We start from the raw sequence: 20,865 nt of genomic DNA, 5'->3' as shown, positions 1-20,865 counted from the left end.
ATTAACGGTCCTTGGCAACTTTGAATTGCAGCAATGCCAGTACTGCGGCAAAGGCAACAATCACGTAAGACACAGCAGCCGCGTAACCAAAGTTAGGCACGAAACTGAATGACAAATTGTAGATATACAGTGACAAGGTCAGCGTCGAATTGGCTGGCCCACCGTTGGTAATATTCATGACCTCATCAAACAGCTGTAAGGTACCAATGGTGGAGGTAATACTGGTAAACAGAATCACCGGTTTAAGTAGCGGCACGGTAATAAAGAAAAACTGTTTGATTGGGCTTACCCCGTCGATACGCGCCGCTTCATAGACCGACTTATCAATGTTTTGCATCGCCGAGAGATAGAAGATCATGTTGTAACCAGTCCAGCGCCAGGTAATCGCGATAATAATCGTCACCTTGGCCCAGAACGGGTCGGCCAACCAGGCAATCGGTTCATCAATAATATGCAGAAATAGCAAAAATGAGTTAATCACCCCATCTAACTCAAACATACTTTTAAACAAGATGGAGTACGCCACTAGCGAGGTCACACAGGGCAAAAAGATAGCGAGGCGAAACCACTGTTTATACTTCAGGCGTGGCGAGTTTAAGCACGATGATATTGCCAGCGACAATAAAATCATGATCGGCACCTGAATCACCAAGAAGGTTAGGGTATTGAGCAAGGCGGTTTTAAACATGGGGTCATGAAATAAACGCACCACATTACCAAAGCCGACAAAATGGGTGACAACCCCCCTACCCGAATGCAGTGACAGCCACAATGAGTTTACTATCGGATAAATGGTCATCAGAGCGATAAGGCCTACCGCAACACTGACGAACGCCCATCCGTTCACATCATACAGCTTGTGAAGTTTAGTCTTTGACATCTGTGAACCTTTCTAAGAACTGAGCTGGGGGAAGCTCCCCCAGCCAAACGACTTACATGATTTGGTATTTAAGGTTGTTTTCTACTCGTTTGAGGATTTCATCCACGGGTTCACCCTTGAGTAAGGCCGGGATTTCGGCGGCAATCGCGTTATCCACTTCTTGAGTGAACATGCCGTACTGCACCTGAGGAATCTCGCCCACCCATTTAGCAAAGTCTTGGAATACTTTCTGGCCGCCAAAGAATGGCGCTTCTTCTGCGTAAGCCGCGCCGCTACTAGCTGGCAAATACGTGGCTAAGGCACCGCGTTCTAGCAATAGCTTTTGATACATGTCGGTATCATGGGCAAAGGTGGCATTTAAAAACTCAATTGCCGCCTGTTTGTTGGCGCTAGCATTTAATACATACCAGCTAGAACCCCCTTGGTTTGAGGCTTGTTTAGCGCCTTCAAGCTTAAGCCGTGGGATCGGTGCCACCCGCCATTTACCCGCTTGCTCTTCTACGCTTTTAATCGAGCCGATAATCCAAACGCCCGACGTGACCGTGGCGACTTGTCCAGCATTAAAGGCCCCTACAAAACTTGACCAACCCGAAGTAGGACGGACAATTTTGGCATCGTTAATCTTCTTAATGGTAAGCAGGGTTTCTTTAAGGGCTTGGTTATCGGCAATGTTTAACGAGCCGTCTTCCTTAAAGAACCACTCGCCACCGGACTGCATCATAATGTGCGGCAATACCACATCATTGATGTCGTAGGTCAGCATGTTTACGCCGGTTTTTTGTTTAACTTGTTTACCGATTTCGATGAACTGATCCCAGTCCAAGTTCTGCATGTCTTGCTCGCTATAACCGGCTTGGCTAAGGTAGTCAGAACGATAAAACAAACCGGCCACTCCCGAGTCAAAGGGAATACCGTAAACGTTTTTATCAATGCTCATCACTCCCACCTTATAGGGAGCAAATTGGCTGTAATCCACCGTATCTTGCATCGGTGCAAACGAGCCAGGATAAGCCTGTAAGAATTTTTGAGCGTTGTAGTCTTCTATCAACACGATGTCGGGAAGCGAGTTGGTGATCCCCGAGGCCAACATGGTGTGCAGTTTCTGCTCGATATCTTCCTTACCCGAATCCATCACAGTAAGACTGAAATCAGCGTGCGTTTGTTGATAGCGACTGGCGGCTTCATTCATGGCTGCCACATTAAAGTTGGGATCCCATGCCCAAACGGTGAGTTCTTCAGCGGCAATTGCGCAACTCGCCAAGCTTAGGGAAGTGCTTAATAGTAGGGTGGTAATTTTATTTTTTGTTGTCATGGTAGAATATTCCTTTGGCTATATTCACCATCCAACATTAGAGTTGCCCCCCCGCTAATACAATCGCGCACAGCGGCTAAATCTACAGCCAAAGTGATCAGGTTCACGCTTTGTTAGGGAGAAATGTTGAGGATTTGATCAACGTAAAAAATAATTAGGAAATATTTCCTTTAAAAACACCCTCTATTTTGCTTAAAAAGGAAATATTCAGACTAAGTAAGAGTATTATTTCCCTAGTGCTTGCTGACTAAAGCTATCTCGCCATATGAATTGATAGCCCAACATCACATCTTTCTTATACTCTCGTCCAGCAGCCAACTCGAGAAACAGATCTACCGCCGCCTCGCCCATTTCCTTTGGGTACAGCCGCATGCTGCTTAGGCTAGGATTTAAATGTTCAGAAGTGGGAATGTCATTCATGCCCACTACTTTTATGTCGTCGGGAATACGCAGATTATTTTCCTGTATGGCACGGTACACACCAATTGCCACAATGTCGGTAGAAGCAAACACCACGTCGGGGATTTCTGCTTGCTGCAGCATTTCGGTCATTGCCACATAACCCGACTCGATACAGAAATTTCGACTCACCTTACACAGCGCTTCTCGATACACTCCGAGAGCCTGAGTCATGCGCCTAAATACATGTAAACGGGTTTCACTATTACCGATGAAAGCGGGTCGAACAGCACCACTTTTTAAAATGTAACTCACTACTTCTTCCGCCGCCGCCGCACGGTCGAACTGTACCGAATCACAGAGTTTTTGCAGCGGATTCGAGTCGATGAAAATTAAGTTTTTATTCATCGAATAGAGGCTATGCGCTTCCTGCTCAGAAAAATGCCCCACACAAATCACCGCCTGACTTTCGCTTAATAAATGGCGATTGGCAGTCAACTGACTCTTAAAAGTATTACGCAAGGCCACGTTGTGCTTGTGGCAATAATTTTCAATGCCGATCCGAATAGAGGTATAAAAAGGGTCACCTAACTCTTCACTAGGGGTTAAAAAATGCACCACAGCCAAGCTCAATTGAGCGTCGGCCACAAAGGCCGAATTACCCGCAGAGGGTTGGGCGGGTGCTTTGGCCTGTTTACGCTGTCGAGGTGATTGGTAATTTAAGCGTTCCGCGGTGCTAATAATCAGCGCTCGTGTTGCTGAACTAACCGACATCGAACTGTCGTGACTTAGTACTCGAGAAACCGTAGAAGGAGCCACCCCCGCTTGCTGGGCAATATCTTTAATTGTCGCCAAAACTTTCCCAAATAGTTTCCTAAATTTTTCCTCATTCTATACCGACAAAAACACTAAAACATGCAGTAAAAACAGAATAATTAGTGACCCACCTCGCTAAATGAGAACTTTGTTAGTCTGTAACTGAATCATTGAGGTATCGAAATGACGGCTCTACAGGTATTAAGCAACATAACGACAACTATGCACTCCCGCCGCACAATACAACAACCATAAAAGGGTATAACCATGGCCACTCTTAATATGGCCATGGTTGAGCGGGCTTAGGCTTGGCTCGCTAGCTTCATCCCAGCGCGAGCCAATTCAGCGAGGTCTTTATCGATGAAGAACAGTAACTTATTGTCATTTTCCACCAAGGCAATCTTATCTAAAATCCCCTTAAACAACTTCTCTTCTTCATGTTGCTCGGCGACATACCATTGCAGAAAGTTAAAGGTAGAATAATCCTGAGAACTGAACGCAGTATGGGCCAGCTGGTTGATTTTCTGAGTAATTAATTGTTCGTGCTGATAAATTTCATCAAACATGCTGAACAGCGAGTCAAACTGATGCGGGGGCGCATCAATCGCGCCCACAATAGGTAGGGCTCCAGTTTCGCTAACGTAGTTAAATAGCTTGGTCATGTGCTGCATCTCTTCCTCAGCATGACCGCGTAAAAACGCCGCTGCGCCTTCAAAGCCCTGATCGTCACACCAGGCACTCATTTGTAAATAAAGATTGGACGAGTAAAACTCCAGATTGATTTGATTATTTAGGCAATCAACCATTTCCTTTGCCAGCATTTTTGCTCCTTAATGAATAGTTTGCCTAATCAATGCCAGAGCCACTTTTAAAAATCAAATTTAACAGACAACAACTTATCCAAGCTCAATAAAGGCAGTGCTTCCGCTAAGCGATAGCGCCCAGCCATGGCATACTAATAAACCAGCGCCCCCAATTAAATGAGCCTAAACCGTGAAGAAAATCGCCATATTTGCCGATGTACAAAACATCTATTACACCTGTCGCGAAGCTTACGGCAGACAATTCAACTACCGCAAGTTATGGCAGCGACTACAAAGCCAAGGGGAAATTGTCACCGCCTATGCCTATGCGATTGACCGCGGTGACCAGCAACAACAGAAGTTTCAAGACGCTCTCAAACACATCGGTTTTGAAGTCAAACTGAAACCCTTTATTCAACGCAGCGATGGTTCGGCAAAAGGCGATTGGGATGTGGGCATTACCATCGATGTGCTAGAAGCGGCGCCGGATGCCGATATTATTGTGCTGTTGTCGGGAGACGGCGACTTTGCCATCTTGCTCGACAAACTGATTCACAGCTACCATTGTGAAGCTTGGGCCTATGGAGTGCCTAGCCTCACCGCTCATGCCTTAATCAATGCGGCCAGCCGATTTCAGGCCATCGAGCAAGATTTACTGCAATAAAGCTGTTATTTTTTGCCCAATTGTCGGCGTTTTCGGCTATTATCGCGCCCCCCCTAAATAAATGCAGGGGCTTAACCTTTTATTTTCCCTCGACGAGGACGCCATTGTGAGCCAAACCGATTTCACTAGTCTTGCCCTACACCCTGACTTACTCAACAATTTAGCCAGCTTGGGTTATAACACAATGACGCCAATTCAAGCACAGAGCCTGCCGCCAATATTGGCCGGTAAAGACGTGATAGCCCAGGGAAAAACCGGCTCTGGCAAAACCGCTGCCTTTGGCTTGGGCCTGCTCAATGCCTTAGAAGTGAAACGCTTTCGCATTCAAAGTTTGGTATTGTGCCCCACTCGTGAGTTGGCAGACCAAGTGGCTAAAGAAATTCGCAAACTGGCTCGCGGCATTCACAATATTAAGGTATTAACCCTGTGTGGTGGCATGCCCTTCGGCCCACAAATTGGCTCTTTAGAGCACGGCGCTCACATTGTTGTGGGTACACCGGGACGACTCGAAGAGCACCTTCGCAAGGGTACCCTGCGTTTAGATGACCTTAAAAACCTGATCTTAGATGAAGCCGATCGAATGCTAGAAATGGGCTTTCAGTCAGCCATTGACGCAATCATTGAGGCCGCACCCCAGCAGCGTCAAACTCTGTTATTTAGCGCCACTTTTCCTGAGCAGATTGAAGCCATTGCTACCAACATCCTGCGCCAGCCTATTCGAGTCGAAGTGGCCAGCAGCCACGATCATGCATCAATTGCTCAGCATTTCTATAAGGTAGACGAGTCGCAACAGCGCTTATTGGCATTACGTTTATTACTGCTGCAACATCGTCCAAAATCCAGTGTGGTTTTTTGTAATACCAAGCGGGAAACGCAAGAGCTGGCCGACGAGCTACGCGTACTAGGCTTTAGCGCGCTGGCGCTACACGGCGACTTAGAGCAGCGCGAGCGCGACCAAACCTTGGTGCAATTTGCCAATAGCAGCGCCAGTATTTTGGTTGCCACCGACGTGGCCGCGCGAGGCTTAGACATCGATGCGCTAGATGCAGTATTTAACTACCAGCTAGCCCGTGACAGTGAAGTACATGTGCATCGAATTGGCCGCACCGGTCGCGCTGGCAGCAAAGGCATGGCCTTCTCATTCTTTAGCGATAACGAGCACTACAAAGTGGCGCTATTAGAAGACTACCTACAACGCCCCATCGAAGATGAAGACTTACCACCGATGAGCTTGCTAAATCAACAGCCTGCAGAACCGCTAATGGCAACTTTGCAGATTGATGGCGGCAAGAAACAAAAAGTGCGTGCCGGCGATATTCTAGGCGCGCTAACCGGAGAAAACGGCATTGCCGGAGCGCAAGTCGGTAAAATCAACCTATTTGATAACCGCGCCTATGTAGCAGTGGAACGTTCGGTGCTTAAACGGGCCCGTAAAAAACTAGAGCACGGTAAAATGAAGGGCCGCACATTTCGAGTACGTCACCTGCCCTGTTAAAGGCTGATGCCGCTTAATAAGTATTGTAATTAAGCACCAAGCTGCCACCTTTTATGGCGCTACCATAGTTAAAAATCAGGCCTATGTTGAGGTTGTCTAGCCAGCCTTTGCCATAGGCCCCAGTGCCCATCAGCAAGTCAAAACCCAATTCGTAATAATGCGGCGTCTCTAAGGCTTGTCGAGTATGGCCGGTTAAATCAACCCGCGACCAACTAAGCTGTCCCGCCAAAGAAACATCCCAAAGCCGCCCTAAGGGATGGGAATACGCCGCGGTATTACGCCAATAGGTTCCTTGAATATTAAATTGATGAGCGCTAAGAGCAGAGCCAAAACTTTCACCATAGAGCTGGCTCAGCCGCGAGCGATAACGAAACTTATGGCGGCTCCAACGCTTTTGATACTCCAGTGCAACCTTGGGTTCTAGCATCCAAGCATTCAGTGAAAAATTACTTAAAATGCCATCAAACAAAGGCTGAAATTGCTGACTAATCGAGTTGTTATAGCTATAACGCTGCTCCATCCGCCTGAGACTGCCTCCCAACTCGGCGCTTAAGCGCCAATTGGACCACAGATCCCAATGCACGCCGCCCGCCAAATATAATGAATAAAACCGCACTCGCTCTTGGTCGCGCCGCGCATCTATTTCCTCAAACAAGCTAATTTCGTGATAGCGCTGAGTAAAACCCAAATGGCCAGTAAAATAAGATTCCCAGCTAGCGCCATGCCACGGCAAAAACTCAGTAAAAGGCAGAGTAAACGCTTTGATCTGGTTTTTGCGTTTTCTCGAGTCTTCATCTCCTAAGTCCTCATCGTCGATGGGGATAAACTTTCTAGGGTTGAAGTTAGCTACGCCGATAGTAAGGGTTTCACGATCATGAAGCACCGCATCGGCGGCGAAACTACCGGCTAAGTTACGTTGCACAAAGGGTAAAATTTCATGTTGCATGTGTCCTGCAACCAGACGCGCCTTAGCCTGCGTCGACAGCACCAGTCCTAATATCGCCAACAAGCGCCAAGCAAATACGCCACCAATAGGCACTCGGTAGTTAGCCAGCTTCATTGCTCCCTCTGCGTCAAACCGTTACGACAAATTAAAACAATATAAATAAAACGCAGACAAAAATACCATTATTTTTATTTTTGCGGGTATATGATTCATAAAATTGCGACAAATTAGAGCAAAACTCTAATAAATAGATGGGTAAGCTGAAGCGTGAAGCTAATAGTAGGTGAGCTACGCCACTACTGGTGAACTAATGACGCTGCCGACTAAAAATCGTCAGCAATATGCCACCCAGCACTAAACAAGCGGAGAATAAAAATCGCCAACCTAAAGCTTCATCCAACAGCCACCAACCACCAGCCGCGGCAATAATTGGCACTAATAATTGCAGTACCGCAGCTTGGCTAGCCGATAGTGAAGCTAAGGCAACATACCAAAGCCAATAACCTAGTCCAGATGCGACAGCGCCCGAGGCCGCTGCCAGAACCACCCCCAGAGCAGTAAACTGCCCATCTTTAAGCAGCCACGGTAGTAGCAATACTAACCAAGGAAGGCTCAAGCAAAAGTTAATATAAGTATCGCCACTGGGGCTGGTAGACGTTCGGCCAACTAGGCTGTAGATGCCCCAAGCAATGCCCGCCACAAGCATTAATACGAAACCGATAATAGACAAGGAAAATTGCTCGCTAGGCGCAAGTAACAATACCAAACCACTGAAAGCGCATATGACTCCCAGCAGCTCTGCCGGTTTGAGTGGCGCCCCTTTCCACCAAGAGATCAACAACATACTTAACTGCACCGCGCCAAACAGGATTAAAGCCCCGATACCGGTATCTAAATACACGTAGGCAAATGAAAAACAACTGGCATACACAAACAACATTAAAGCCGAGCCAAGCTTGGCTCGCCGCAAGCGCGGCAACCGACCTTGAGAACAACGCAGCAATAGCGCCAGCGTCAACGCACCAGATAGCAATCGCACCCCGGTAAAACTGGCAGCATCAATTTGTTGTTCCCCCAGCGCCAAACGACACAGCAGCGAGTTAGCAGCAAAAGCCAACAAAGCCAGAACAGTACTTAGCAGGGGTTTCAGCTTGATGCCCTCAGCCATGGGCAGACCAAACCGCAAATTCATTGCCGCTGGGTTCACAAAAGTGAAAGCGGCGACCACCGGGAAAATGAAAAATCGCTTTGCTGATTGTGCCACCGGCAGCCAGAATGTTGGCTTGGGTTTGCTCTAGATCATCACTGTAAAACATTAATAAGGCTGCGCCTTGGCGACTATCGGAATGCAATGCAGCCAAATAGAACCCACCCGCTAAGTTAGGCTCGGAAAACGCAGTATAGGCCTCGCCAAAGTCTTCAAACTGCCAAGCAAAGACTTGAGTGAAAAACTGCTTAGTAGCGTTTAAATCACCACTGGGATATTCCACGTAATTCAATGTTTGGTGCTGGTTCATGCTTGCTCCTTGTGGTTCCATCTAGGGAATTATAAAAATAGCTGTCCTTCGAGGTAGGTTTTGGCATGACCAGCAACACAGACTCGCGAGCCCTGTACCTGACAATGTAATATTCCTCCTCGGCTTGAAGCCTGGTAAGCGAGCAATGTGGTTTTAGCTAGACGCTTACTCCAATAAGGGGCCAAGCCGCTATGAATGGAGCCAGTAACCGGATCTTCACCACCGCCATTAGCCGGCCAGAAATAGCGCGACACAAAGTCGTACTCAATACCCGGCGCGGTAGCTACCACATCGTAAGGCGTTAAAGTTTTTAGTAGGGCTAAATCCACTTCCAACTGCTCCACTTGCGCTTGTTGCGAGTAAATAACGAAATAAGCCTGTTGGTTGCGCCGCACCTCTATAGGGGCAATCGATAAACCATCTAGTAGCGCCGCCGGCGTTTCAAAATCTAAGACCGGAGGATAACTGGGAAAGTCCATGGCAATGAGGCCTTGCTCGCCACGTTGCGCGCTTAGCTCTCCCACCTGTAAGGTGGAAAAACCAATCTTGGATAGTTCTGGATGCTGCTGAAATAGTACATGGGCCGCCGCTAGGGTGGCGTGGCCACAAAAATCAATTTCACACAGCGGCGAAAACCACCTGATCATGTATTCATCGGGTTCAATTCTCAACACAAAGGCGGTTTCCGACAAATTATTTTCTCTGGCAATATTTTGCATCAGTTCATCTTCTAACCAAGATTCGAGCAACAGCACCGCCGCAGGATTTCCTTTAAATAAATCCTGAGTAAAGCTATCTACTTGGTGAATTTTTAAGTTCATAATAATCCTTAGTATTTGTTCAAATCATTGATTAATTTTTTTATAAAAAATATATCACGTGATTTTTCTAAGCTTCTCACAGACTTAAGTAGTTTACGAAAGATCACACATAGCGCTTTACATTACCCCAATATAAGTTACACTGCGCTTGCTGGTAAAGGTTACAGCGGATATTTATGCCCCATACAAATACGTCGATTTTTAGCAATTTCCACCTGTTTGTTCGTAAGTAATTTCTGCATCTTTCGGCACCCCAATTTATTCAGATTCGGATAAATTTTACTTATTATTTTTGGAGATTACTCATGGCTACAGGTCGCGTAAAATGGTTCGACGAGCAAAAAGGTTTTGGTTTCATCGAGCGTCAAGACGGTAAAGATGTATTCGTACACTTCCGTGCAATTCAAAGCGAAGGTTACAAAACTTTAGCTGAAGGCCAAGAAGTTACTTTTGAAGTAGAAGAAGGTCCAAAAGGTCCTCAAGCTGCTAACGTAAAAGTTGCCTAAGCTGCTCATTAAGGCATGAGTATCTAACTGGTTAAAAATTAGTTCGACACTCGCTTTAAGCGATAAAACGGTCCCGATGGACCGTTTTTTATTGCCTACGATTTAAGCCCGCAGCGATTTTGCTACTGCGGCCGCCACATGAATCACCGTGGTATCATATAAAGGCAAGTCACTATCTGTTTGCTTCAATAACAAACCAATTTCGGTGCAGCCTAAAATAATAGCTTCAGCTCCCGCTTGTTTTAAGCGCTCAATTTGCGACAAATAGTATTGTTTAGAAGAGTCGTTGATCTGTCCTTGGCAGAGTTCCTCATAAATAATCCGATGTATCTGTTCTCGCCCTTGGCTATCGGGAATGACCACTGCTAAACCTTGCTGCTGCAAGCGCTGCTTATAAAAATCCTGCTCCATGGTGAAACGGGTACCGAGCAAACCTACCTTGCAGATCCCATCCTCCAACAAAGCCTGGGCGGTAGCATCACCAATGTGTAATAAAGGGATATCGATAACCTGCTCTACCTCCGCGGCCACCTTATGCATGGTATTGGTAGCAATTAGCAAGAAATCGGCGCCAGAAGCTTGTACCGAGCGCGCGGCCTGCTGCATGCTAGCTGCCAAAGCAAGCCAATCGCCTTGATGCTGTAAGCGTTCAATTTCAGCAAAATCCACGCTCACCAAATTCACTTTGGCGGAATGCAAACCACCTAGCTCTTGTTTGATGCCTTGGTTAAGCAGTTGGTAGTAACTCAAGGTAGACTCCCAACTCATGCCGCCAATCATTCCTATTGTTTTCATTTAAGACCTCATTGCGCTTAACGCCATCTCACCGGCTTTTCAATTTCATACAGATCATCAGCAATGTTATCGACACGGCTTTGCACCACCGCCTGCGCATCCTTTAGCCCTTGATTGTAATAAAAGGCGCCGATTTCATCGGCGAAGAAGTCCAGCAAGAACTCGGCATCAAACTGCCCCACTTCAAGATCTAATTGCTGTTCACAATAGCTTTGTATTTTCTCTACTAGGGCAGCCTTTTGCTCTGGTTCAAAAGTGATTTCAGCCATTTTCCAGCTTCTTCTGTTGGCGGCTAATTAAATCATTCAATTGCTGCTCAGTTTTAATCTGCAACTGCCAGTAAGCGACATTGATCCAACGACCGAACTTATAACCGACCTTTTCCAGCTCAGCCACTTTACGAAAGCCGAGGCGTTGATGTAAGCCTTCACTGGCCTGATTAGGTAAAGATATTCCGGCTAAAACAGTGCTAATAGGATAGTCATCCAGTTGCTTCAACAACTGCTGATAGAGTTGTTTGCCCAAACCTTTCGACTGCGCATGTGGCGCTAAATAAATAGAGCTTTCAGCGCTAAAACGATAAGATCTACGAGGCCTCCAAGCGCTAAGATAAGCATAAGCCACCACTTGCCCATGTTGTTGGTAAACCAGCCAAGGAAAACGCGCACTAACCTCAGCGATGCGCTGAGCCATAGTATCTTCGCTCACCGGCTGTTCCTCAAAACTCGCGCTACTATTTAGTACGTAATGATTGTAGATTTGACAGATAGCGGCACTGTCTTCGGTGCGTACCGCTCTTATGGCTTCCCTTTGCCCGTCCATGTAGATGCCCCTTGCTTGTTATAAAGCATCATCACAACACATTCATGCTAGAAAAAAAAGCATCTGATAAACCCATAAAGTTAATATAAAAAAAAACGAAAATATTAATTTGTCATATGCTCGTATTAAACCGCTGAGAAGCTTGAGTCAGTATCTTGGTTTGGATATATTGGCCAAGAAAAACGTTAAAAAGGGCTAATAACCAAACTAACAATAAGTTGTATTCAAGGATCGTTTGTGAAATTTATAGCAGTAGCGCTTAGCGTCATCTCATTCCCACTGTTCGCCTATAACAGCTACTTAGTAGCTGACCAACCCACCGAGTACATCGATGCTAATGCCCAAATTAACTATCGTTATCATCATAGCAGTAACGGCAATACTCCTGCTGGTATCAGAGGTTTAGTTGGTATTCTTGACCATTACGCCATGTTGCAAATGACCTGCTCTAATGAAGGTAAGGTAACCATTAAACACAATTTACTGAATAGTCATTTGCAGCAGGTTTATGTAGATAATCACCCCTTACTGAGCCCTTTGGGAAACAGCCAAGTACTAAATGCCTCTAGTCAGCAAATCGAGCAATTACGACGCGGTAAGTATCTACATTTTAGTCAACCCCCCATCACCTTGGGTAATATTACTCTGAACCAAAAAATCATTTCACTACGAGGCTTTGCCGAAACCTATCAACGCATGCAAAGCTTATGCAGTGACAGCACTGGTACTTAACCCGCTAAGCTTATCAGGTTTTAGACACAAACCGCTTGAGCATCCACACATCACAGCCGCTATGTTCACTGGCGGCAAATGGTGTGCTTAAGTGCTGAAAGCCCAAAGCTTGGTACAAAGCAATCGCTTGACTCATGCTACTAAGGGTATCGAGGTAACATTGCTGGTAGCCCAGCGCTTGAGCTTGCTTTAAACAATGTTCAGCTAAAGCCCGTCCATAACCATGGCCTCGGGCTTGCGGACTAACAAACAATTTACGTAATTCACAGGTAGCCGTTGCGGCATCAAACTCCGCGATACCAGCGCAGCCCCACACTTGCTGCTGTGCCTCTAGTACATAATAAGCACTAGTGGCCGCTTGATAATATTGGCTCATTGCCGCTACTTCTGGGTCTGAAGGGCCAAAGCCTTCACCAATGGCATTAAACTCACGGCCTCCCTGCTCAATAATCTGCTGCACTCGGGCATCATCTCTAGCTTCGATGGGGCGAATAATAAAGCTCACTGTCACTCCTAGCTTGTTGGTTAAAACGATCATTCAATCAAGCCGCTCACTCTAGTCAGTTGCGCGCCAAGCGTAGCATGATAGTTAGTGTGGCAAGGCTTGACGAATGTTGTCGGCGGCGGCTTCACTTACCCAAGTCTGCCATATCATCGGATACTCTCGAAGAAAATAATGCATACTTGCCTCAGCATCGGCTTGGTGTTGTTCCATCCAAGCTAACAAGTGATTCATTTGCAAATTAGTAAAAGCGCGCTTGCTAATGTAGCCGTAAGCCGCCGGGGCCGAATTGGCAAAATTTTCGGTGCTAATACTGTGCACCACAGCTGGCGGATACATCGTCACCTTAGGCTGCTGACATTGTTGCTGAGTAGTACAATGAGTAAATTCTTCTGTGTCAACGCCACTGGCAAAATCCACCTTCACCATCGGATACTTGCCTAGTACCGCAGTAGGGGCCCAATAATAACCCACCCAACCTTGCTGCTGCCGATACGCGTCGGCGATAGACTCAGATAAACTTGCTCCTGAACTGGGGGTTATCCATTTGAAACCGGCGTGTTCCAGTTGCAAGGCATCGAACAAATGCTTGGCCGAGAAATAACAATTCCAGCTCTCAGGACAACCATAAAAGCCTGACTGAGCAGCGTTATCAGGATGAGGAAACAGCTTAGCATGGCGTTTTACGCCTTCAATCGTGGCCAGTTCTGGGTATTGCTCAACCAAGTATCGGGGAAGCCAAAATCCTTCTTCCCCTCCATCTAACAAAACCGTTCCCGCCACTCGCAAACGTTTATCAGCCACTCCTTGGTCTAATAAGCCTTTGACCGAGTTAGTCCATACCTCTGGGGCTATATTCGGCTGTCCTTTTTCCAACATCGACTGCATAGTCGGCATGGTCGCGCCCGGCACCAGCTCAACATCACAACCATAGCCATGCTCAAGAATAAACTGATCTAAGTGAGCGATGATGGTGGCCGAACTCCAATTCATATCGGCAATAGTGACCTTGCCGCAGCTCGGTTCAGCTTGCGCGCCAAGGCTTAACAACAGCCAAACAGCATGTCTACACTGCATATCCTCATCCTAGTGCATGCTTAGGGGATGCCAAGGCCGAGCAAGAACCAAGCTAAAGCCCGACCTTTTCAGCTTGTTAGTATTGAATAGGCGTGATTAAAAACCAAGTACAAGCCTCAGAAAACCCGCTCATAAAATGAATATTAGTTGGGGAAATCGCCAAATCAGCCCACTTTAGCGCTAGCAAAGCCACTGGCGAAGCGAAAAGCTGAGCTTAACGGCCAGCCTGATGCTTGGCTAAAATGCTGTCTAGGTGGCTAGCAAAGGCTTTGCGGTCAGCTTGGCTCAGTGCAGCAGGCCCACCGGTATGCACGCCACTGGAGCGCAGGGTGTCCATAAAGTCACGCATATTTAAGCGCGATTTAATATTGCTCTTGGTATACAACTCACCACGTGGGCTTAAGGCTTGTGCCTGCTTAGTGATGACTTCGTCCGCCAAGGGAATGTCTGAGGTAATCACTAAATCACCCGCCGACACCCTAGCCACAATTTCGTTATCCGCCACATCGAAGCCGGAGCTCACTTGCAAGCTGCTGATCACTTTAGATGGAGGGGTTTTAATGTATTGATTAGCCACTAAGGTTAAGGGAATCTGAGTTCGCTCGGCAGCACGAAACAAAATCTCTTTAATGACCACCGGACAAGCATCGGCATCTACCCAAATTTTCATGATTATTCCACCCTTAGTTAAACGGCTCTACTATGCCAGCAACGGCTGCAATTACAAGTCGCTAGCCAAGATTGAAGCACCACATCCAGCCACTTGCCCCACTCGACTATACTGAAGCATCACTAAGCCTTGCATGTTAGGCGTAAAGACATTGGCGCTTAGACACAACTTACTGTAAGCTGCACGCCCGCATAAGGCGGCCACGCTAAGAACTGACCACAAGAGACCATGCTATGAGCTTTGCTTCCCTCGGTTTATCAAAACCTTTATTAGATGCTGTTGCCGAACAAGGCTACGACACTCCCTCACCTATTCAAGCCAAAGCAATTCCGGTGATCCTTGAAGGTAAAGACATTATGGCCGCCGCGCAAACGGGAACCGGTAAAACCGCTGGGTTTACCCTGCCCTTATTAGAGCGCTTAAGCAAAGGCCCCAAGGTGCGCGCTAATCAGGTTCGCGCCTTAGTACTTACTCCTACTCGCGAATTAGCCGCACAGGTGGGCGAAAGTGTCAGTAACTACGGCAAACACCTAGACCTTAGCTCTACGGTAGTTTTTGGCGGGGTAAAAATTAATCCGCAAATGCAAAAGCTAAGACGTGGAGCCGATGTATTGGTGGCTACCCCCGGTCGCTTACTCGACCTTTACCAACAAAACGCCTTTCGCTTTGAGCAACTAGAAGTGATCATCTTTGATGAAGCCGACCGCATGCTCGACATGGGTTTCATCCACGACATTAGAAAAATCCTCGCCCTGCTACCCAAACAGCGCCAAACCCTGATGTTCTCGGCAACCTTTTCTGAAGAAATCAGAACGCTGGCAAAGAGCTTAGTGAAAGATCCGGTAGAAGTGTCAGTAGCGCCACCCAATGCCACCGCAGCTAGCGTCAGCCAATGGATCGTACCGGTAGATAAAAGTAAAAAAGCCGGCCTATTAAGCCAGTTAATTAAAGACAACGACTGGCAACAAGTCTTGGTATTTAGCCGCACTAAACACGGTGCTAACCGCTTAGCCAAACACTTAGAACAGCGTAAAATTTCTGCCGCGGCGATTCACGGTAATAAGAGTCAGGGGGCCAGAACCCGCGCCTTAGCTGAATTTAAAAGTGGTGATGTACGGGTATTGGTCGCCACCGACATTGCAGCTCGCGGCTTAGACATCGACCAACTACCGCAAGTGGTTAACTTCGACTTACCCAATGTATCGGAAGACTATGTGCACCGCATTGGTCGAACCGGCCGCGCTGGTGCATCTGGTCAAGCTGTATCGCTGGTTTGTGCCGAGGAAGTGGGTGACTTAATTGGCATTGAGCGCTTAATAGGGCAACTGTTAGAGCGAAAAGAAATCGCCGGCTTTGAGCCCAGCGTGAAGCTGCCAGCAACTAAAGATACCCGCCCGCCGAAGGGGAAAAAACCGAAAAAGGCCAAGCCAGCAAGAGCCGAGCATAAAGATGGTCAACGCTCTGGAGAGAATGCCCGCGGCAACAAGCCGATTGGAAAAAACCGTCGCCACACCGGCGACAATAAAACCAGTCGCCGTTTTAGCAAGCCCAAGTCGAATAACTCAGGCAATCAATAAGCCAAGCAGTAGCAACTAGCCGAGGAATTCTCGGCGAGTTGATTTACTCGCCTTAAACTTACCCCCATAAGCCGAAGTTTGGGTGCTAGAACTGGCATCCATCACTCCGCGCGCCTTCACGCAGTAGTGAGTAGCCTCAATGCTCACCGCCACATCTTCAGTGCCCAGTAAACTTTGTAGCGCCACTAACACTTGTTGGGTGAGGCGTTCTTGCACCTGAGGTCGCTGAGCAAAGAAGCGCACAATACGGTTGATTTTAGATAAACCGATAATTTTGTCTTTGGGCAAATAGGCTACTTTGGCGAAACCATCAATGGTCACAAAATGGTGTTCACAGGTGCTGGTGAAAGCAATATCTGAAACCTTCACCATCTCTTCTAGGCCCATCTTATTTTCGATGATACTAATGCTGGGAAAGGCCGAATAGTCGAGGCCGGCAAACACTTCATCAACAAACATCTTGGCAATACGATGCGGCGTTTCGGCGAGGCTATCGTCTGTTAAGTCTAAACCGAGGGTCGCCACTACTTCCGTCATACTGGCCTTAATCTTCTGGTACTTCTGCTCGTTACTCAAGGTATTTTCCACTAATGGAGTTTCAATACCCTTGTCGATCAAAGCTTGGCGTACTTGAATGGCCTCTGCAGACAAGCCAGCGTCTGTACTAAATTGTTTTTCAGCTAGCGCTACTTTCATAATCACTTCCTATCGCTGGTTTGTTTGCTCATCTACCGCCAGGTTCTACGCCACAACCCGCCGGCGGAAGCGAGGCCATAACCACTAAACAGCGTCTCTGTCAGGGCTTACCCTGTAACACTCTGTTTAATATTTAACAACGAAGGCGCAATAGTATTCACTTTTTGCGCGGGTGCAAGTCGAACCACTAAGGAAAGGCTAAAATTCGCTAAATTAAACTGCTCACAGTAGCCTTTACTTTGTTTTGGCCAACTTATCACTGTTTATTCTCTGTCACGTTTTCCAGCCAGCGTCACCGATACAGAATCGGCAAAACGCAAGGCATGGGGTTTGTCCACGGTAATGCTGGCACTTAATACCCGCGGTTCATCCATCACCAATTGCAACAAGTCGGCACACAATTTTTCCAGTAAGCGAAATTGTCCCTGTTCAACATGAGCAATCATTGCCTTGGTTATCACCTTATAGTTTAAAGCCAATTGTTCGCTATCGGCTTCACAGGCTTGACTCGCTTGATAGCGAATTTCGGCATTAATCACCACGTCTTGCTGCTTGCTCAACTCTTCCTGATTAAAACCAATATAAGTACGCAGCCTTAGATTGGTAATGGTGATCAGGGCCGGCTCTAAGCTAAATCCTCGCAATGGCGCTGCCAAATTAGAAACATTACTCATTTACATCTCTCTTTGCATTTCGCTTAATAAATACCTAGCTTAATTTACCGCGCTTTAACAAGTTCTAAGCCAACTAATTCGGCATTCTGTGAAGACAAGGAAGTACCCTTGCGCTACTTTTTAATCACCAAACTGACCGAACCCACAGTAAAGCCAAATTTAGTTAGGCGAGATTCATTAATCAAGGTTGTGGGATTAACCAAATACATCTTATCTTCCACCACAACATCGAGTGGCTTACCGCGGTACTGCAAGCTCAATACGTAGTCCATAAACATGGCGTTACCAGCCAGCCGAATCGGCGCAGCAATCGGTACATCGTTGGCACTGGCAAGGTAGCTGCCATCGGCTTGCTTTTGTAACTGCCATACACGTCGTTGCTGCTCACCATCATCAAACACAAAGTACTCATCTAACTGACCGTTGCCCGCCTCATCCCAGCTCGCCTGTATGCTGGCATTAAAATAACGAATCAATTCACCCGAGCGGTTTTTAACAATGCCATGAGCGCTCAGTTCACCAGTAAAAAACTCACTCAATACCAGGCGCGGTTGGTTATTAGCGTAATGCTCCACATCGGCGCTAGAACAAGCAGTTAAACCGAACAGGCCCAACAACAAGATAAGGACTCGGCAGCGAAGTGTAACTTGCGACATAATTGTTCTTAACTAGAGAATGATAGTTATAGTACGGCGGATAAAATAGAAAGGATCGATCAAACTAAAAAAATGATTTAATTCCAATCGCGAGGAGCAAGCTGCTGGCATTTAATACAGTCTAAGGTTTTGCCCAACATGTTAGCGCGTCCATGATAGTCCAGCACCCATGGACGGTTTTGCCAAGGAGGGAGGTGGCGCACATGCTGCAAATGGCCGCAAGCCAGTCGTGCCACCCAGTGACGATCTTCATCTAACTGAAAACCCACAATAACCTGTTTCATTTTTTACCCTAGCGGCTAAACATTTCCCTTAACACCATATGGGTACGCACCATGACCATCTTCTCCATTTGCTCTAATTGCAAACGAATTGCTTCCAAACGGGCCATTGAATCAACTTCAACGTAAAGTAGCATGTCTACCTCCCCAGAAATAGTTTGGCAGCGCTTAATTTCTGGGATGCTACGCATAATTTCAGTATATGCTTCACAGTGGTGTTCATTATAGCGTAGCTCCAAATGTGCCACGATGGGGGCAGAACTTTGCTGACTGCCTAGTTTGGCGTGATAACCACTGATCACTTGCTTTCGCTCTAGGTTGGCGATTCGCTCGGCGGTGGCCGAGCGCGATAGATTTACCGCTCGGGCAATTTGGCTCACTGGGGTGCGGGCATTGTCCACCAGCATTGCGACAATCTTTTGATCAAACTTATCCAAGCACTCGTTCCCTATTCGGCTTTAGCTAATTACGCCTCATTCGGCGGCGTCGCCACCAAACCACGCTAATTGATGGTGCAGTTGAGTTACGCTCCCCACCACAATCAACGAAGGACTTTCCGCTTGTTCAGCCAATACGGCTAAGTTATCTAAAGTACCGGTAAATACCCGCTGCTGAGGGGTGGCGCCACGCTCAATAATGGCGCAAGGCGTGCTGCTTGCCAAGCCGTTATTCAGTAGATTTTGCCGAATTTGTGGGCACTGCTTCAAGCCCATATAAAATACCAAAGTATGGTTCGACTGCGCTAAAGAAGCCCAGTTAATGTCTTCGCCGTGCTGTTTTAAGTGTCCAGTAATAGATTGTACGCTTTGGGCGTGGTCACGGTGGGTCAGCGGAATCCCCGCGTAAGCGGTACAGCCTATTGCGGCAGTAATGCCCGGCACCACCTCGTAGGCAAGGCTATGTTCGGCCAACGCTTGTAACTCTTCACCACCACGACCAAAGATAAAGGGATCGCCCCCTTTAAGCCGAACCACATGTTTACCCTGCTGGGCACGCTCAACCAAAATTTGATTGATTTCTGGCTGGGGAACAAAGTGGTGATCCAGCTGTTTGCCCACATACACCATCTCTGCGGTGGGTGAAGCCAAGTCTAGTATGTCTTGCGACACCAAACGGTCATAAACAATCACATCGGCATTACGGATCCGTTTCACCGCTTTTACGGTGAGTAAATCAGGATCGCCAGGCCCGGCTCCGACTAAGGATACAAAACCCTGCTGGCTCTCTGGATGAAGATGAGACATCGACCATTTCCTTTACAATTCATAATCTTCAATAGCTTGAAAAGACTGCACTTATACTTCGGCAGCGGCTACTGATACCTGCGTTGTTGCTTTATACCTATAAAAAAGCCCCTCAGCAAGCAAAGCGAGGGGCCCTTTTAGACTGTTTTGTTTAGGCTAAGACTTAAACTGCCTTACGCGAAGGTAAGGTTTTAGCGTGAGTTACATATAAACTCAGCCCGGTAACCATCAAACCACCCACTAAGTTACCTAAAGTCACTGGGATTTGGTTCCAAATTAACCAATCGCTTATGGTGAAATCGGCACCCAACATCATGCCCAGAGGGAACAAATACATGTTGACCACGGCGTGTTCAAACACCAGACCGAAGAAGATAAAGATCGGGAACCACATCGCCAATACTTTACCGCCCACTGTTTTAGAGGTCATTGCACCCACCACACCTAAGCACACCATCCAGTTACACAAAATGCCCTTCACAAACACGGTAATCCAGCCGTTTAGCCCGTGCTCGGCAAAACCTAAAGTCCGTGCGGTTGAGGCTTTAATGAAGGCTTGCCCCACGGCGCCAGGTTCCATACTGAAGTTCATGGTAAAGGTGAGAGCCACCAAAAAGGCCACCGCTACCGCACCAATCAGGTTACCTAAACCCACCAATAGCCAGTTGCGTAATACGCCTTTAGCGGTGACTCCAGGGCGCTTTTCAAATAGCGATAAGGGAGCTAGGGCAAACACGCCGGTTAGCAAGTCAAAACCCATTAGGTTCAAAATACAGAAGCCCACTGGGAATACCAAAGCACCCACAATCGGCACGCCGGTTTGTACTGCGGCGGTAATGGCTACCGCCACTGCAATCGCGAGGATCGCGCCAGCCATAATACCGCGAATAATGGTATCGCGAGTGGACATAAACACTTTGCTTTCGCCGGCATCGATCATCGTTTGAACGAATTCAGCTGGTTTTACGTAAGACATATTT

Annotated in this window: 26 protein-coding genes; 5 read left to right on the top strand and 21 right to left on the bottom strand. The window is 47.2% G+C overall.

The features are described 5' to 3' along the window. Position 1: 1 nt before the first annotated feature. The 4 genes from ACQY6Q_RS15765 to ftnA all read right to left on the bottom strand — a co-directional run bounded on the left by ACQY6Q_RS15765 (position 2) and on the right by ftnA (position 4,228). Positions 2-880, bottom strand: a complete 879-nt coding sequence (locus tag ACQY6Q_RS15765; protein WP_188407560.1) for a carbohydrate ABC transporter permease — start codon at positions 878-880, stop codon at positions 2-4. A 52-nt stretch (positions 881-932) separates the two neighbouring features. After that, positions 933-2,192 carry an extracellular solute-binding protein gene (locus tag ACQY6Q_RS15760; RefSeq protein WP_427982852.1) on the bottom strand — a complete coding sequence of 420 codons (1,260 nt, stop codon included), beginning with the start codon at positions 2,190-2,192 and terminating at the stop codon, positions 933-935. 225 nt (positions 2,193-2,417) lie between these two features. After that, positions 2,418-3,446 (bottom strand): LacI family DNA-binding transcriptional regulator, encoded by a 1,029-nt coding sequence (locus tag ACQY6Q_RS15755; RefSeq protein WP_427982850.1) that lies wholly within the window; start codon positions 3,444-3,446, stop codon positions 2,418-2,420. A gap of 263 nt (positions 3,447-3,709) precedes the next feature. Further along, positions 3,710-4,228, bottom strand: coding sequence for a non-heme ferritin (ftnA, locus tag ACQY6Q_RS15750; RefSeq protein WP_427982848.1), 519 nt, complete (start codon positions 4,226-4,228; stop codon positions 3,710-3,712). A gap of 172 nt (positions 4,229-4,400) precedes the next feature. Between ftnA and ACQY6Q_RS15745 the strand changes: the two genes are divergently transcribed. Further along, positions 4,401-4,874 (top strand): NYN domain-containing protein, encoded by a 474-nt coding sequence (locus ACQY6Q_RS15745; protein WP_427982847.1) that lies wholly within the window; start codon positions 4,401-4,403, stop codon positions 4,872-4,874. Between the two features lie 61 nt (positions 4,875-4,935). Further along, on the top strand, positions 4,936-6,369 hold the full coding sequence (gene dbpA / locus ACQY6Q_RS15740; RefSeq protein ID WP_427982845.1) for an ATP-dependent RNA helicase DbpA: 1,434 nt from the start codon (positions 4,936-4,938) through the stop codon (positions 6,367-6,369). A gap of 13 nt (positions 6,370-6,382) precedes the next feature. Here the strand turns inward: dbpA and ACQY6Q_RS15735 are convergent, their stop codons facing one another. The 4 genes from ACQY6Q_RS15735 to ACQY6Q_RS15720 all read right to left on the bottom strand — a co-directional run bounded on the left by ACQY6Q_RS15735 (position 6,383) and on the right by ACQY6Q_RS15720 (position 9,653). Continuing rightward, positions 6,383-7,429, bottom strand: a complete 1,047-nt coding sequence (locus ACQY6Q_RS15735; protein ID WP_427982843.1) for a Solitary outer membrane autotransporter beta-barrel domain — start codon at positions 7,427-7,429, stop codon at positions 6,383-6,385. Between the two features lie 193 nt (positions 7,430-7,622). Next, positions 7,623-8,483, bottom strand: a complete 861-nt coding sequence (locus ACQY6Q_RS15730) for a DMT family transporter (protein ID WP_427982841.1) — start codon at positions 8,481-8,483, stop codon at positions 7,623-7,625. Then, entirely contained in the window at positions 8,476-8,832 is a 357-nt protein-coding gene (locus tag ACQY6Q_RS15725) for a VOC family protein (protein WP_427982840.1), read from the bottom strand. The genes ACQY6Q_RS15730 and ACQY6Q_RS15725 overlap by 8 nt, the downstream gene beginning before the upstream one ends. A 29-nt stretch (positions 8,833-8,861) precedes the next feature. Next, complete coding sequence (locus ACQY6Q_RS15720; RefSeq protein WP_427982838.1) at positions 8,862-9,653, bottom strand: PhzF family phenazine biosynthesis protein; 792 nt, start codon at positions 9,651-9,653, stop codon at positions 8,862-8,864. A gap of 305 nt (positions 9,654-9,958) precedes the next feature. Between ACQY6Q_RS15720 and ACQY6Q_RS15715 the strand changes: the two genes are divergently transcribed. Beyond that, positions 9,959-10,159, top strand: a complete 201-nt coding sequence (locus ACQY6Q_RS15715; protein ID WP_427982835.1) for a cold-shock protein — start codon at positions 9,959-9,961, stop codon at positions 10,157-10,159. 102 nt (positions 10,160-10,261) lie between these two features. Here the strand turns inward: ACQY6Q_RS15715 and ACQY6Q_RS15710 are convergent, their stop codons facing one another. From ACQY6Q_RS15710 to ACQY6Q_RS15700, 3 genes are read right to left on the bottom strand one after another with little or no spacing between them, the layout of a single operon-like run. Further along, positions 10,262-10,954: an aspartate/glutamate racemase family protein gene (locus ACQY6Q_RS15710; protein ID WP_427982833.1), complete on the bottom strand. Its 693-nt coding sequence runs from the start codon at positions 10,952-10,954 to the stop codon at positions 10,262-10,264. 17 nt (positions 10,955-10,971) lie between these two features. Next, positions 10,972-11,223: a DUF2164 domain-containing protein gene (locus tag ACQY6Q_RS15705; RefSeq protein WP_427982832.1), complete on the bottom strand. Its 252-nt coding sequence runs from the start codon at positions 11,221-11,223 to the stop codon at positions 10,972-10,974. Beyond that, entirely contained in the window at positions 11,216-11,776 is a 561-nt protein-coding gene (locus ACQY6Q_RS15700) for an N-acetyltransferase family protein (RefSeq protein ID WP_427982829.1), read from the bottom strand. The genes ACQY6Q_RS15705 and ACQY6Q_RS15700 overlap by 8 nt, the downstream gene beginning before the upstream one ends. A gap of 237 nt (positions 11,777-12,013) precedes the next feature. Between ACQY6Q_RS15700 and ACQY6Q_RS15695 the strand changes: the two genes are divergently transcribed. Next, positions 12,014-12,508: a hypothetical protein gene (locus tag ACQY6Q_RS15695; RefSeq protein ID WP_427982828.1), complete on the top strand. Its 495-nt coding sequence runs from the start codon at positions 12,014-12,016 to the stop codon at positions 12,506-12,508. Between the two features lie 13 nt (positions 12,509-12,521). Here ACQY6Q_RS15695 and ACQY6Q_RS15690 read toward each other — a convergent pair whose 3' ends face one another. The 3 genes from ACQY6Q_RS15690 to ACQY6Q_RS15680 form a co-directional block, all read right to left on the bottom strand. After that, positions 12,522-13,013, bottom strand: a complete 492-nt coding sequence (locus ACQY6Q_RS15690; protein WP_427982825.1) for a GNAT family N-acetyltransferase — start codon at positions 13,011-13,013, stop codon at positions 12,522-12,524. 84 nt (positions 13,014-13,097) lie between these two features. Continuing rightward, entirely contained in the window at positions 13,098-14,087 is a 990-nt protein-coding gene (locus ACQY6Q_RS15685) for a glycine betaine ABC transporter substrate-binding protein (protein ID WP_427982822.1), read from the bottom strand. Positions 14,088-14,301: 214 nt separating this feature from the next. Then, on the bottom strand, positions 14,302-14,757 hold the full coding sequence (locus ACQY6Q_RS15680) for a YaiI/YqxD family protein (protein WP_427982820.1): 456 nt from the start codon (positions 14,755-14,757) through the stop codon (positions 14,302-14,304). A gap of 233 nt (positions 14,758-14,990) precedes the next feature. Here ACQY6Q_RS15680 and ACQY6Q_RS15675 point away from each other — a divergent pair, with 233 nt between their 5' ends. Continuing rightward, the gene (locus ACQY6Q_RS15675; RefSeq protein WP_427982817.1) at positions 14,991-16,334 is read left to right on the top strand and encodes a DEAD/DEAH box helicase; all 1,344 of its coding nucleotides are present in this window, start codon (positions 14,991-14,993) and stop codon (positions 16,332-16,334) included. 15 nt (positions 16,335-16,349) lie between these two features. Here ACQY6Q_RS15675 and folE read toward each other — a convergent pair whose 3' ends face one another. The 7 genes from folE to ACQY6Q_RS15640 form a co-directional block, all read right to left on the bottom strand. Beyond that, positions 16,350-17,030 carry a GTP cyclohydrolase I FolE gene (gene folE, locus ACQY6Q_RS15670; RefSeq protein ID WP_427982816.1) on the bottom strand — a complete coding sequence of 227 codons (681 nt, stop codon included), beginning with the start codon at positions 17,028-17,030 and terminating at the stop codon, positions 16,350-16,352. Between the two features lie 263 nt (positions 17,031-17,293). Continuing rightward, entirely contained in the window at positions 17,294-17,704 is a 411-nt protein-coding gene (gene folX / locus ACQY6Q_RS15665; protein ID WP_427982813.1) for a dihydroneopterin triphosphate 2'-epimerase, read from the bottom strand. Between the two features lie 113 nt (positions 17,705-17,817). Further along, the gene (locus ACQY6Q_RS15660; RefSeq protein WP_427982811.1) at positions 17,818-18,360 is read right to left on the bottom strand and encodes a DUF3833 domain-containing protein; all 543 of its coding nucleotides are present in this window, start codon (positions 18,358-18,360) and stop codon (positions 17,818-17,820) included. Positions 18,361-18,437: 77 nt separating this feature from the next. Beyond that, on the bottom strand, positions 18,438-18,644 hold the full coding sequence (locus ACQY6Q_RS15655; protein ID WP_427982810.1) for a DUF3565 domain-containing protein: 207 nt from the start codon (positions 18,642-18,644) through the stop codon (positions 18,438-18,440). An 8-nt stretch (positions 18,645-18,652) separates the two neighbouring features. Beyond that, a complete protein-coding gene (locus ACQY6Q_RS15650) occupies positions 18,653-19,078 on the bottom strand; it encodes an Lrp/AsnC family transcriptional regulator (RefSeq protein ID WP_427982809.1) in 426 nt (141 codons plus the stop codon). A 36-nt stretch (positions 19,079-19,114) separates the two neighbouring features. Beyond that, positions 19,115-19,885, bottom strand: coding sequence for a uroporphyrinogen-III C-methyltransferase (cobA, locus tag ACQY6Q_RS15645; RefSeq protein ID WP_427982807.1), 771 nt, complete (start codon positions 19,883-19,885; stop codon positions 19,115-19,117). Positions 19,886-20,048: 163 nt separating this feature from the next. Continuing rightward, entirely contained in the window at positions 20,049-20,861 is an 813-nt protein-coding gene (locus ACQY6Q_RS15640; protein WP_427982806.1) for a formate/nitrite transporter family protein, read from the bottom strand. Between the last annotated feature and the right edge of the window lie 4 nt (positions 20,862-20,865).

The organism is Agarivorans sp. (assembly GCF_050295395.1).
Classification (GTDB): Bacteria; Pseudomonadota; Gammaproteobacteria; order Enterobacterales; family Celerinatantimonadaceae; genus Agarivorans.
This window is presented reverse-complemented; position numbering and strand designations above follow the sequence as displayed.

Excerpts from the sequence above, each read along its gene's own strand:
- ACQY6Q_RS15765 (WP_188407560.1), bottom strand. The coding sequence starts at position 880 with ATGTCAAAGACTAAACTTCACAAGCTGTATGATGTGAACGGATGGGCG.
- ACQY6Q_RS15760 (WP_427982852.1), bottom strand. The coding sequence starts at position 2,192 with ATGACAACAAAAAATAAAATTACCACCCTACTATTAAGCACTTCCCTA.
- ftnA (WP_427982848.1), bottom strand. The coding sequence starts at position 4,228 with ATGCTGGCAAAGGAAATGGTTGATTGCCTAAATAATCAAATCAATCTG.
- dbpA (WP_427982845.1), top strand. The coding sequence starts at position 4,936 with ATGCAGGGGCTTAACCTTTTATTTTCCCTCGACGAGGACGCCATTGTG.
- ACQY6Q_RS15735 (WP_427982843.1), bottom strand. The coding sequence starts at position 7,429 with ATGAAGCTGGCTAACTACCGAGTGCCTATTGGTGGCGTATTTGCTTGG.
- ACQY6Q_RS15730 (WP_427982841.1), bottom strand. The coding sequence starts at position 8,483 with ATGGCTGAGGGCATCAAGCTGAAACCCCTGCTAAGTACTGTTCTGGCT.
- ACQY6Q_RS15725 (WP_427982840.1), bottom strand. The coding sequence starts at position 8,832 with ATGAACCAGCACCAAACATTGAATTACGTGGAATATCCCAGTGGTGAT.
- ACQY6Q_RS15720 (WP_427982838.1), bottom strand. The coding sequence starts at position 9,653 with ATGAACTTAAAAATTCACCAAGTAGATAGCTTTACTCAGGATTTATTT.
- ACQY6Q_RS15715 (WP_427982835.1), top strand. The coding sequence starts at position 9,959 with ATGGCTACAGGTCGCGTAAAATGGTTCGACGAGCAAAAAGGTTTTGGT.
- ACQY6Q_RS15710 (WP_427982833.1), bottom strand. The coding sequence starts at position 10,954 with ATGAAAACAATAGGAATGATTGGCGGCATGAGTTGGGAGTCTACCTTG.
- ACQY6Q_RS15705 (WP_427982832.1), bottom strand. The coding sequence starts at position 11,223 with ATGGCTGAAATCACTTTTGAACCAGAGCAAAAGGCTGCCCTAGTAGAG.
- ACQY6Q_RS15700 (WP_427982829.1), bottom strand. The coding sequence starts at position 11,776 with ATGGACGGGCAAAGGGAAGCCATAAGAGCGGTACGCACCGAAGACAGT.
- ACQY6Q_RS15685 (WP_427982822.1), bottom strand. The coding sequence starts at position 14,087 with ATGCAGTGTAGACATGCTGTTTGGCTGTTGTTAAGCCTTGGCGCGCAA.
- ACQY6Q_RS15680 (WP_427982820.1), bottom strand. The coding sequence starts at position 14,757 with ATGAAAATTTGGGTAGATGCCGATGCTTGTCCGGTGGTCATTAAAGAG.
- ACQY6Q_RS15675 (WP_427982817.1), top strand. The coding sequence starts at position 14,991 with ATGAGCTTTGCTTCCCTCGGTTTATCAAAACCTTTATTAGATGCTGTT.
- folE (WP_427982816.1), bottom strand. The coding sequence starts at position 17,030 with ATGAAAGTAGCGCTAGCTGAAAAACAATTTAGTACAGACGCTGGCTTG.
- folX (WP_427982813.1), bottom strand. The coding sequence starts at position 17,704 with ATGAGTAATGTTTCTAATTTGGCAGCGCCATTGCGAGGATTTAGCTTA.
- ACQY6Q_RS15660 (WP_427982811.1), bottom strand. The coding sequence starts at position 18,360 with ATGTCGCAAGTTACACTTCGCTGCCGAGTCCTTATCTTGTTGTTGGGC.
- ACQY6Q_RS15655 (WP_427982810.1), bottom strand. The coding sequence starts at position 18,644 with ATGAAACAGGTTATTGTGGGTTTTCAGTTAGATGAAGATCGTCACTGG.
- cobA (WP_427982807.1), bottom strand. The coding sequence starts at position 19,885 with ATGTCTCATCTTCATCCAGAGAGCCAGCAGGGTTTTGTATCCTTAGTC.
- ACQY6Q_RS15640 (WP_427982806.1), bottom strand. The coding sequence starts at position 20,861 with ATGTCTTACGTAAAACCAGCTGAATTCGTTCAAACGATGATCGATGCC.